Here is a 10,990-nt window from a genome sequence, read left to right as displayed (position 1 = left end):
AAGGATTTGATTGAATCAAATCCTTGGCTCTAAACCCCTGTTTTGTCGCGTGTCCAAACCGCAAAACCGTTTCCACTTTTGCTGGACACGCTCTAAAGCCCGGCGCCAATCAGCGGCGCGAGAAACACCAGGGTGATCGGAACGGTCAGGACCCCCAACACCGTCTGGAAGGCGATAATGCCTGCCATGAGCGGTGCATCGCCGCCCAGTTGCCGCGCCATGACGTAAGCCGACGAGGCCGTGGGCAGACACTGGATCAACAGCACGACCAGCGCCGCAGGGCCGGTCAGCCCGACCGCTAGGCAGATTGCCACTGTCATGGCCGGAATGAGCAGGAAACGCGCGGCCGTTGCGACCAGCGCAGGCCGGATGCCGCGCCCCAGCGCCTCCCAGTTGAGCGCGGCTCCGACGCACAACAGGCCGATCGGCAGGGCTGCCTGACCCATCGCCTGCATGAAACCTTCGATGCCGGCGGGCAACACGATGCCGGTCAAACGCAGGACGATGCCGGCCACGCACCCCAGAATCAACGGATTAAGCGCTATGGACTTGATCACGCTCACGGCCGATGGCTGGCGACTGCCGTAACGGGCAAAGACCAGCGAGCACACGATATTGACGGTGGGAACCAGAATGGCGTTGGCCACGGCGGCCAGCGCCGCGCCCGATACGCCCAGCAGCCCCACCGCGGCGGTGACACCGACATAATTGTTGAACCTTATGCCGCCCTGGACCACCGATGTCAGGATCGGGCCGTCGAACCGGGTCAGCCGATTGGCCGCAAGCAGAACCAGCGTCCCCAGAACCGCCGGGCCGACCAGCCCTGCGGCGATCAACTCGATCGGAGCGTCGGACAGGTCGGCCCTGTAAAGACCGTGCGCGAACAGCAGCGGCAACAGAACGAAATAGGCCAGCCGCTCGGCCTGGGGCCAGAAACCCTCGCCCAGAAAGCCGAAGCGCCTGAGCAGGTGCCCAAGTGTGATGATGAGTGCGATGGGCAACAGGGCCGAGAAGATAAGGGCGAGCATGGATGTCCGGACAACGAGGAATGTCCTTGTCTAGACGGCTCCAAACGTTTGGCCAAGCGCTACCAGAACAATAGGGATTTGTCGCGACGTGCAATTTCATGCTCTCGGCGAACGATTTGCTGGCAGGCTATTTTGCGCCTCACGCAAATTTTGATCGTCCAGCCCTCGCACCTTCATCGTCATTGAGCGATAATGGGGCAACTCAAAACCGGGAGATTTCTTATGCGCCTGACCTTAACGGCAATGGCCATTTCCGCAGCACTGACCGTACCGGCCATCGCTCAGTCTGAAGTCACGCCATTGGTCGATGCGAACTGGCTGATCGAAAATGCCGGCGCCGAAAATGTCGTCATCCTCGATATTCGCGACAATATCGAAGGCACCGATCTGGGCGAATTGCCTTATGTCGCCAATTCGGTCGTTGCGCCTTACGGTTCGGCCGGCTGGCGCACCGAGGTGCAGGGCGTTCCAGGCCAGATTCCGCCCGTCGAACAGGTTGCCGAACTGATCGGCTCGCTCGGCATCGACAATGACGACCACGTTGTGATCGTGCCCTGGGGTACCGATTCTTCGGAAATCGGCGGTGCCACCCGTGTCTATTGGACCTTCAAATATCTCGGCCATGACGAGGTTTCGATCCTCGATGGCGGCTGGCGCCAGTTCGACGCGGCCGGCGGCGAACGCGTCGCTGAACTGGCAACACCCGAAGCGGCCGAATTTACCGCCGAAGTGCGCCCCGAGTTGATCGCCACCACCGACGACGTTCTCGAAGCGCTCGAAAACGGCACGGCGCTGGTCGATGGCCGTCCTGTGGAACAGCATCTGGGTCAGTCCAAGAGCCCGGTGGTTGCCACGGCGGGCACCATCCCCGGCTCGGTCAACATCCCGCACTCCGAATTCTACAGCTCGGAATATGCACGCTTTGCCCAGCCCGATACCGTGGCTGCGCTGCTCGAAGCCGTGAATGTGACATCGGACGAAGACAGCATCGTTTTCTGCAACACCGGCCATTGGGCTTCGGTCGCCTGGTTCGGCCTGCACGAAATCCTCGGCAACGAAAACGCCGCGATGTATGACGGCTCGATGGCCGAATGGACAGCGGACTCCTCGCGTCCGGTCGAATAATCGGTCGACCTTTGGTCTGACCCTTGCAGATGCCCCGGCGTTCGGGGCATCTGTTTCATTTCAGGACCTCATACTTTGAAAGACCGACATGTCTGACGTCGCTCTCGATCGTCCATCCTATCTGCCCGCTGCGGTGTCCGATCGGGCCCCCACGCTGGTGACCGGGCTGGGGCTGATCCTCGGTTTCATCGCCATCTGGTATCTCGTCGATCTGCGCCAGGCCTCCCTGTTCGCCATTGGCGGGGGGTTGGGTGCCGCACTTTATCACGGTGCCTTTGGCTTTACCGGCGGCTGGCGCCGCATGGTGGTGGAAAAACGCGGTCGCGGTATGCGCGCCCAGATGCTGATGATCGGGGTCACCGCCATTGCCATGATGCCGCTGATTGCAGCCGGCAATCTCGGCGGACAGCCGCTCGTGGGTGCATTGGCGCCGGTGGGCGTGTCCGTCATCGTCGGCGCGACGATGTTCGGCCTGGGCATGCAATTGGGCGGCGGCTGCGGATCGGGAACGCTGTTTACGGTCGGCGGCGGATCGGCCCGCATGCTGGTCACGCTTGGCTTCTTTATCGTCGGCGCTGTCCTGGGCACGGCCCACCTGCCGTTCTGGCTCGAGGCGCCCTCGCTCGGGGTCATCGACGCACGGGTGCAGTTCGGCCTTCCTGCCGCCATCGGGCTGACCATCATCGCCCTTGCGCTCGTCGCCATCGTTACCGCGGTGATCGAAAAGCGCGCGCACGGCAATCTCGAACCCGAGCCTGCGCCCAAGCGTCCGGGCTGGACCTGGCTGCTCTATGGTCCCTGGCCGCTGGTCGGGGCAGGGCTGGTGCTGGCCATCCTCAATGTCGCCACGTTGCTGGTGGCCGGCCACCCGTGGTCGATCACCTATGGCTTCGGGTTGTGGGGCGCCAAGATCGCCGATGCCGTTGGCATTCCTGTCGCGACCTGGGAATTCTGGACCTGGCCGGCTCAGGCAGAGGCGCTCAATTCCTCGGTCCTGACCGACAACACATCGGTCATGGATTTCGGCATCATACTGGGTGCTGGTCTGGCCGCCGCGCTGGCCGGAAAGTTCGCCCCCAAGGCAAAACTGCCCCTCGGTTCCCTGATCGCCGCCGCCGTCGGTGGTATCCTCATGGGTTATGGTGCCCGGCTCTCGTTCGGCTGCAACATCGGTGCGCTGTTTTCCGGCATCGCCTCGGGCAGCCTGCATGGCTGGTTGTGGTTTATCTGTGCCTTTGTCGGTTCGTTCATCGGCATCTGGGCCCGCCCCCTGTTCGGACTTGATGGATTTGCCAAAAAATGACCACCGGACGTAACACCCTCCTGTTTGGCGCGGCGCTGGCCGTCGGCACGGTGGCTATCGCCGCCGATCATATCTCCAACCCGGTCGTCCGTGCCTCCAATCCCGTGGCGCAAAGCGAGGCGGGCACCGCCAGTCCCGCCGTTGCGCCTTGTGCGGCCGGCGCCCCCTGCGCGGCCGGTGCGCCGGTCGCTGCGGCCCCTTGTGCGGCGGGGGCTCCCGTTGCTACGGCCCCCTGCGCGGCTGGAGCGCCGATGGCTTCCGCCCCGCCACCGCCTGCACCAATGCCCGAGGAACCAGCGAACCAGCTTGCCGCCGCGCCTCCGCCGCCCGCACCCATGCCCGAACCGGAAGAGGCCGAGCCCGAAATGGCCTCGCCGCCTCCGCCTCCAGCCACGATGCCCGAGGGGGCAACCGAAGCTCCCGATCTCGTGGTGAACTGATGAGTGATGCCCGCCAGCAGGCCCTGCACGAAATCGCCTTCTGCGAATCCGTGCTCGCCAAGGGCGGGCTCACGGTTCTGACCGAAACCCTGCGCGATGCATCCGACATCTCGGTCTGGACCCATTATCCCAAAGACGACGTCTTCGATCCCGAGACCGGGGCGCAATGGTTCTACCATTCGCACCCCGCCGACGACCCAGACGGGGCGATCGAGCACGGTCATTTTCACTGTTTCGTCCGCCCGCAGGGCACCAACGGCCCGATCCACCATCTGATCGCCATTGGCGTCGATCCCTTCGGCAAGCTCAAGCGGCTGTTCACGGTCAATCAGTGGGTGGTGGGCGACGACTGGCTGGACGCCGAACCCACCATTGCGTTGCTGGAAAAATTCGACGTCCACATGCCGCGCCCGTCCTATCTGGTCAATCGCTGGCTGACAGCGGTGCTGGCCGCTTATGACGATGAAATCCGGGCTCTGATTCACGAGCGCGACCGGACCCTGGCCGCGTATCGCCCCGAGGGCGATATCGCCGTGCGCGACGACAAGGCCCTCGAAGTCACCGCCGAACTGCTGTTTTAGCCGCCCCGAGCGATTAGCTGGCGGTCTCGTTCGTCCTTGATCTTGCCAAATGGCATTATCCCTCCTATTTTACGCCAAGAGGTGAAGTCATGCTGCACGAACTGCCCAGAGCCGACGCCGCCCCCGAGCGGCCCCAGATCACGGCGGCTGAGGCCGCCGCCATGGCGCGCACGGTCGTGAACCTGTTTGACCGCTGGGATCTCTCGGACGCCGAGGCGCGGGAAATCCTCGGCGGCCTTGCTGCCCGCACCTATGCGCGCTGGAAAGCAGGGGAGGTGGGGCGGATCGACCGTGATCTGGCGACCCGCCTGTCGCTGCTCATGGGCATACACAAGGGGTTGCGCTATCTCTTTACCGATCCGGCACGCGGCTATGGGTGGGTCAAAAAGCCCAATAGCGCGCTCGGCGGTCGCACTCCGGTCGATATCATGGCGGAGGGCTCCATTTTCGCGCTGGCCCGCATCCGCAGCTATCTCGACGCTGAACGGGGCGGTTGGTGAGTGTTGCGGTTGCCCACATAAAATGGGGCAGGGCGTTTCGGATTATCCGCACCATCTATCCGCCCATCGACCTGTTCGAGGACATCGCCGACCCGGCCGATTGGGAGGCGCTGGCTTCGGCGGAATCGAAAACCAATCCCCGGGTCTGGGAGCATTTGGGGCGGCTCGATCTGGTCCCGCCGCATCGCCGCGTGGCCGGGCAGGGGGCAAGCTGGTTGATGGCGCCTTTCGTTCATGTCAGCACCGATCGACCGGGTCGGTTTACCGACGGAACCTACGGCGTTTACAGCGCCGGCAGCAGTGAGGAAGTGGCCATCCGCGAGGTCGCCCACCATCACGCCATCGCCATGGCGGCCAGCGCCGAAGCGCCCGGCTGGACCTCGCAATTTCGCGTTCTGGTCAACGCGCTCGATCTCGACCTGCACGATGTGCGTGAGCGGCCCGACTGTCACCTGCCCGACAATTACGGACCGCCTCAAGCGCTCGGCAAAACGTTGCGCGCGGCCGGCAGCAATGGCGTCGTTTACCGCAGCGTGCGCGCGCCGGGCGGCGAATGCGTCGGCATCTTCTGGCCCGACCTCATGGAAATACCGGTTCAGGGTGATCATTTCGATTTCCACTGGGACGGCACGCGCGTCGACCGGGTGCGCAACTCGAGCACCAGCGCCATTTTCGCCCTGTAATTGTCGCCTCGACCACCCTATATGAAGGCTTGACCTTACCATGATGGGAAGCCTTAGCATGGCTTCACACAGTCAAGGATTACGCCATGAACGCCCCGGTTTCCCGCCAGTCGACAACGCTGAGCTTTCCCGTCGAAGGGATGAGTTGCGCGTCCTGTGTCAAGCGTGTGGAAACGGCGGCTGCCAAACTGCCGGGCGTCGTTGAGGCGCGGGCCAATTTTGCCAATGAAACCCTGACCGTCAGCCCTGGCCCCGACTTCGACGCCACTGCCTTGCGTGCGGCCATCAAGGACGCCGGGTACGAACTGCCGGTCGAAAAGCTCGAAATCGGCATCGAAGGGATGAGCTGCGCGTCCTGCGTCAAACGCGTCGAGGACGCGTTGGCTGGTGCGCCCGGAATCGTGTCCGCCTCTGTCAATCTGGCGACCGAAAGGGCAACGCTCGATATCGTGGGTGGCCAAGCCGGTCTTGCCGCGGCGGAAGCGGCGATCACGGGGGCTGGCTACACGCCCCATCGTCTGTCGGACCAGAACACCCAAAGTCGCGAACAGGCAAAGGCCGATGAAATCGGCGCGCTGCAGCGCGACGTCGTCATTTCCGGCCTTCTTACCCTGCCGCTGTTCGTTCTGGAAATGGGCAGCCATTTCTACGCGCCCTTCCATCAATGGCTGATGCAGACGGTGCCCATGGGATGGCTCTATCCGGCCTATTTCGTGCTGGCCAGTGCCGTGTTGTTCGGGCCGGGACGGCGGTTCTTTGTTAAAGGCGTTCCGGCGCTTTTCCGGCGCACTCCCGACATGAATTCTCTGGTGGCGCTCGGAGCCGGTGCAGCCTATCTTTATTCGAGTGTCGTCACTTTCGCCCCGCAACTGCTGCCCGATACGGCGCGCAACAACTATTTTGAGGCGGCGGCGGTCATCGTCACGCTCATTCTGGTCGGGCGCCTGCTCGAAGCCCGCGCCAAGGGGCGGACCAGCGACGCCATAAAGCGGCTCGTCGGCCTGCAGGCCAAATCGGCCCGCGTGTTGCGGGGTGGTGAGACCATCGAAGTCGCGCTCGACAGCGTTAGCGTCGGCGATATCATCATCATCCGTCCCGGCGAGAAAATCCCGGTCGACGGGATTGTGACCGAGGGCACGTCCTTTATCGACGAGGCAATGATCTCGGGCGAGCCGGTACCCGTGGCCAAGGCCGAGGGCGATACCGTGATCGGCGGCACGATCAACACGACCGGCAGTTTTCGGTTTAAAGTCACCAAAATCGGTGGCGATACAATGCTCGCCCAGATCATAAAGCTCGTCGAACAGGCGCAAGGCTCCAAACTGCCGGTTCAGGCGCTTGTCGATCAGGTGACGGCGTGGTTCGTACCGGCCGTCATGGCCATCGCGGCACTGACCTTTGTGGTGTGGGCCGTTTTCGGGCCCGACCCGGCATACACTTTCGCGCTGGTCAACGCCGTTGCGGTGCTGATCATCGCCTGCCCCTGCGCCATGGGACTGGCCACCCCGACCTCGATCATGGTCGGAACGGGCAGGGCGGCAGAGTTCGGCGTGCTGTTCCGCAAGGGCGAGGCGCTGCAGCTTCTCCAGTCCGTCGGCATCGTCGCCTTCGACAAGACCGGAACACTGACCAAGGGCGTGCCCGAATTGACCGATCTGATCGTTGCTGACGGGTTCGAGGACGGCGAGGTGCTTTCGCTCATCGCGGCGGTTGAGGCCAACTCAGAACATCCGATCGGCCAGGCTATCGTTACAGCAGCCCGCCACCGGGATTTGGTCATGCCGGACAGTGCAGATTTCGACTCGGTGCCCGGCTTTGGCGTTGTCGCGAACGTTTCGGGCCGCAGGATCGAGGTGGGCGCAGACCGCTACATGGAGCGTCTTGGTATCGATTTTGCCGCTTTCACGCCCGACATCGAGAGACTGGGTCGCGAAGGCAAGAGCCCGCTTTTCGCCGCTATCGATGGCAAACTGGCGGCCATCGTTGCTGTGGCCGATCCCATCAGGCCCACAAGCGCCGAAACGATTGCCCATCTCCATGCGCTCGGTTTGCAGGTGGCGATGATAACCGGCGACAACGTCAACACGGCGCGCGCCATAGCAGACCAGCTCGGCATCGACCACGTGGTGGCCGAGGTGCTGCCCGAGGGTAAAGTCGCAGCCATCGAGAAGCTCAAGACGGAGGGCAGAAAGCTCGCCTTCGTCGGCGATGGCATCAACGACGCGCCTGCGCTGGCCGCCGCCGATGTCGGCATCGCCATCGGCACGGGCACCGACGTGGCCATCGAAAGCGCCGGCGTGGTGCTGGTGGGCGGCGATGTGCGCGGGGCGGTGCAGGCCATCGCGATCTCGCGCGCCACGATGGGCAATATCCGCCAAAACCTCGGCTGGGCCTTCGGCTATAACGCGCTGCTGATCCCGGTCGCCGCCGGGGTACTCTTTCCCGCCTTTGGCGTCCTGCTTTCGCCCATGCTGGCGGCAGGTGCCATGGCGCTCTCGAGCGTTTGCGTGGTCACAAATGCCCTGCGTCTGCGGGGCTATCGGCCACCGCTGGTCGCGGACCGTAGGAGCACGACAGCATGAACATCGGACAGGCTGCAAAAGCGTCGGGCGTGACGGCCAAGATGATTCGCTACTACGAATCCATCGGCCTTATCACCCCCGCCGACCGGACCGAGAGCAATTACCGCGTCTATGGTGCTGACGACATCCACACGTTGCGGTTCATCAAACGCGCCCGCACGCTGGGCTTTTCCATGGACGAAACAGCGGCGCTTCTGGGCCTGTGGCAGGACAAGTCCCGCGCCAGCGCCGACGTAAAGGCCATTGCCACCAACCATATTGCCGAGCTCGAAAATAAGATCACCGAGCTTCAGGAAATGGCCGATACCCTCAAGCACCTCGCCCATTGCTGCTCAGGCGACAACCGTCCCGACTGCCCCATCCTCGGTCAGCTTGCCGGCACCGAGGTGCGGGCCTGATGCAAAAGGAGAATGACGTCTTTCAAACGTCAACCCGCGCAGCGGTGCGGGGCAGCGTGGAGAGAATTTCTGGGCCGTCCTCGCGCAAGATCACGATATCCTCGAGGCGCACGCCGAACCGGTTCGGCAAATAGATTCCCGGTTCTATGGAAAACACCATTCCCGTTTCAAGCGTCGTGTCGCTGGTTTCGGTAATATAGGGCGGCTCATGGATGTCGAGGCCCATTCCATGCCCGGTCCGGTGCAGGAAAAACTCGCCGAACCCGGCATCGGCAATCACCGTGCGGGCGGCGTTGTCGACATCGCACGCTCGAGCACCCGGCCGGGCGGCGGCCAGCGCGGCCTGAACTGCGCGCTCAACGGTTTCATGCACCTGTTCATATTGCGCCGGCGGTTCACCTAGAACGATCATCCGTGTCATGTCGGATGGATAGCCGGCCTTGCGTCCGCCGATATCAACCACGATCGCATCGCCGGCGCGGAATGTGCGCTCCGAACTCGCGTGATGAGGATAGGCGCCGTTTTCGGAAGCGCCAACGATGGAAAAGGCAGCACGTGCACCTTCGAGCGGATAGTGGTCGGCAATGATTTTGGCCAGCTCACGTTCGCTCATGCCTGGACGGATGCCTGCAACCGCAGCCTGAAATGCGCGATCGTTGACGCCGGCGCTGTCTTTGAGACGTTCGTATTCGAACGCATCCTTGCGCCGGCGAAGATAGCCGATTGTATCGTCGGTAAAACGCCGAGACACACCCGGCAGCGCGTCGAGCGCGAAAAGTGCAAAATCGGCGCGCATTGTTTCATCGATCACCACGGTCGAGGCTCTGGCGGCGTCCATATGGTCCAAAAGGTCGGCGAAGGCCCTGGCCGGTCCGTCTGCGTCGGACCATTCGAAAAACGGCAGGTCGGTGTCCTTTCGGCAATCTGACGCATTAAGGCGCGGCATCAGGAATCCGGCGCGGTCGTCCGAAACCAGCAGTAGGCATGGACGCTCGTCCCCATGGGCCTCGACGCCAGTAAGCCAGAGCAGATGGGAGTGCGGTCCCAGCACGACGAGATCCGTGCCCGTTTTCTGCATACGCTGGCGCAGACGAGCGATGCGTTCATCGAAATGAGTAGCCATGGCGATTTTTTCTTTTTTGGATGGGAGAATGTGTTCCGACCCTAGGTGCGGGCCGAGACGTGATTGAGAGTGATGACCCAGCCGGTTTTGGCGCGCTTGTGCAGTATTCGCGTATTGATGCCCGTTTGGGTGCCAGTGTCCCGGACGAGGGTGTAAGTCCCGACCAGTTGTGCGACGCCGGGGGCCAACACCACGACGTTCATGTCCGAGAATTCAAGGTGACCGCGGCGACCCGGGCCACCGCCATAATCGCGTTCGTAGTGATCGAGAGTCGCTTGCCAATCGCTTTGAATTTGACCCCGGGAAACAAAAATTACATCGGGATTGGAAAATCCCTTCATGTAGCCGGCGAAATCGCCTGTATTCCACGCAGCCTGCATCTGTGCCATCACCGCGTAAATGGCGGCGATCTCCTGCCTATCGCTCATTGGCTTGCTCCGCGGTGCGACGCATCAGGAATTCCTGAGCGGCGGAAACCAGATGCCTTCGCAGCGCTGTTCCGGCGCGCTGTGCATCCTGGTCCAGCAGGGCATCGATGATGTCCTGATGTTCCTGGCACGAACGCCTCAAGCGTCCCTGGTCCTGCAACTGGTACTTTCGAAAGGGCCTCAGCTTGAGCCGCATGGCGTCAGCCAGCGCCACCAGATCGAGGTTATGGCTCCCCGCCATAATCAGCGAATGAAAGTCGGAATTGACGCTCTCATAGGCGTTGAAATCGCCATCTTCCGCCAGGGCGTTCATATCCCGATGCATGGCCTCCAGACGCGCGCGTTCGCTCATTGTCATGCGTTGTGACGCGAGTCTTCCACAGGTCGCTTCCATCTCCGCCATGGCCTCGAACATCTGATCGATACGCTCAGGAGAGAGCGCGGCGACGAGAACGCCCTTGTATGGCACGCGCTCTGCGAGCGAACGTCCACACAGAGCGTGCAACGCCTCGCGCACGGGCGTGCGCGACAAGCCAAAACGCTGGGCGAGCGAATTTTCGTCGAGCCTGGTTCCCGGCTCGATTCGACCTGAAATGATATCGGCTTCGAGCTGTTCAACGAGGATATCGCTCTGAACTCTGCGACTTCTCGTAACGTCATCAAGCATGCCTGCCTCCCTTCGCAATATCCGACTTTTCCAGCCGCGAAACCCGTTAATGTCGGCAATGAGTATACAAGACTGTTGCAATCCGCAATCAAAGTATACAATATGTCGTCAACGGGGCGACAACCTCTTCCC

At 62.3% G+C, this 10,990-nt stretch carries 12 protein-coding genes; 8 read left to right on the top strand and 4 right to left on the bottom strand.

The features are described 5' to 3' along the window. Positions 1–92: 92 nt before the first annotated feature. Complete coding sequence (locus AACZ55_RS06485) at positions 93–1,028, bottom strand: AEC family transporter (protein ID WP_339644368.1); 936 nt, start codon at positions 1,026–1,028, stop codon at positions 93–95. Between the two features lie 222 nt (positions 1,029–1,250). On the opposite strand from AACZ55_RS06485, the gene AACZ55_RS06480 reads away from it, so the two are divergent. From AACZ55_RS06480 to cueR, 8 genes are all read left to right on the top strand, one after another. After that, positions 1,251–2,153 carry a sulfurtransferase gene (locus AACZ55_RS06480; RefSeq protein WP_339644365.1) on the top strand — a complete coding sequence of 301 codons (903 nt, stop codon included), beginning with the start codon at positions 1,251–1,253 and terminating at the stop codon, positions 2,151–2,153. 88 nt (positions 2,154–2,241) lie between these two features. After that, on the top strand, positions 2,242–3,456 hold the full coding sequence (locus AACZ55_RS06475; RefSeq protein ID WP_338607328.1) for a YeeE/YedE family protein: 1,215 nt from the start codon (positions 2,242–2,244) through the stop codon (positions 3,454–3,456). Then, positions 3,453–3,896, top strand: coding sequence for a hypothetical protein (locus AACZ55_RS06470; RefSeq protein WP_339644377.1), 444 nt, complete (start codon positions 3,453–3,455; stop codon positions 3,894–3,896). The genes AACZ55_RS06475 and AACZ55_RS06470 overlap by 4 nt, the downstream gene beginning before the upstream one ends. Beyond that, positions 3,893–4,477 carry a hypothetical protein gene (locus AACZ55_RS06465; protein WP_339644374.1) on the top strand — a complete coding sequence of 195 codons (585 nt, stop codon included), beginning with the start codon at positions 3,893–3,895 and terminating at the stop codon, positions 4,475–4,477. The genes AACZ55_RS06470 and AACZ55_RS06465 overlap by 4 nt, the downstream gene beginning before the upstream one ends. 89 nt (positions 4,478–4,566) lie before the next feature. Next, on the top strand, positions 4,567–4,977 hold the full coding sequence (locus AACZ55_RS06460) for an MbcA/ParS/Xre antitoxin family protein (protein WP_338607327.1): 411 nt from the start codon (positions 4,567–4,569) through the stop codon (positions 4,975–4,977). Continuing rightward, the gene (locus AACZ55_RS06455) at positions 4,971–5,660 is read left to right on the top strand and encodes an RES family NAD+ phosphorylase (RefSeq protein ID WP_339644361.1); all 690 of its coding nucleotides are present in this window, start codon (positions 4,971–4,973) and stop codon (positions 5,658–5,660) included. Before AACZ55_RS06460 ends, AACZ55_RS06455 begins: the two co-directional genes overlap by 7 nt. 86 nt (positions 5,661–5,746) lie before the next feature. Next, positions 5,747–8,242: a heavy metal translocating P-type ATPase gene (locus AACZ55_RS06450; RefSeq protein ID WP_339644358.1), complete on the top strand. Its 2,496-nt coding sequence runs from the start codon at positions 5,747–5,749 to the stop codon at positions 8,240–8,242. Beyond that, the gene (cueR, locus tag AACZ55_RS06445) at positions 8,239–8,640 is read left to right on the top strand and encodes a Cu(I)-responsive transcriptional regulator (protein ID WP_338607324.1); all 402 of its coding nucleotides are present in this window, start codon (positions 8,239–8,241) and stop codon (positions 8,638–8,640) included. The genes AACZ55_RS06450 and cueR overlap by 4 nt, the downstream gene beginning before the upstream one ends. Before the next feature lie 22 nt (positions 8,641–8,662). Here the strand turns inward: cueR and AACZ55_RS06440 are convergent, their stop codons facing one another. Genes AACZ55_RS06440 through AACZ55_RS06430 form a run of 3 tightly spaced genes read right to left on the bottom strand, consistent with a single transcriptional unit; the run spans position 8,663 to position 10,858 of the window. After that, positions 8,663–9,763, bottom strand: a complete 1,101-nt coding sequence (locus AACZ55_RS06440; protein ID WP_339644353.1) for a Xaa-Pro peptidase family protein — start codon at positions 9,761–9,763, stop codon at positions 8,663–8,665. A gap of 41 nt (positions 9,764–9,804) precedes the next feature. Next, positions 9,805–10,191 (bottom strand): DUF4440 domain-containing protein, encoded by a 387-nt coding sequence (locus AACZ55_RS06435; protein WP_339644350.1) that lies wholly within the window; start codon positions 10,189–10,191, stop codon positions 9,805–9,807. Then, positions 10,181–10,858 carry a GntR family transcriptional regulator gene (locus AACZ55_RS06430; RefSeq protein WP_338607321.1) on the bottom strand — a complete coding sequence of 226 codons (678 nt, stop codon included), beginning with the start codon at positions 10,856–10,858 and terminating at the stop codon, positions 10,181–10,183. Before AACZ55_RS06430 ends, AACZ55_RS06435 begins: the two co-directional genes overlap by 11 nt. Positions 10,859–10,990: the final 132 nt, after the last annotated feature.

This window comes from uncultured Pelagibacterium sp., assembly GCF_963972885.1.
In the GTDB taxonomy this organism is placed as follows: Bacteria; Pseudomonadota; Alphaproteobacteria; order Rhizobiales; family Devosiaceae; genus Pelagibacterium; species Pelagibacterium nitratireducens.
This window is presented reverse-complemented; position numbering and strand designations above follow the sequence as displayed.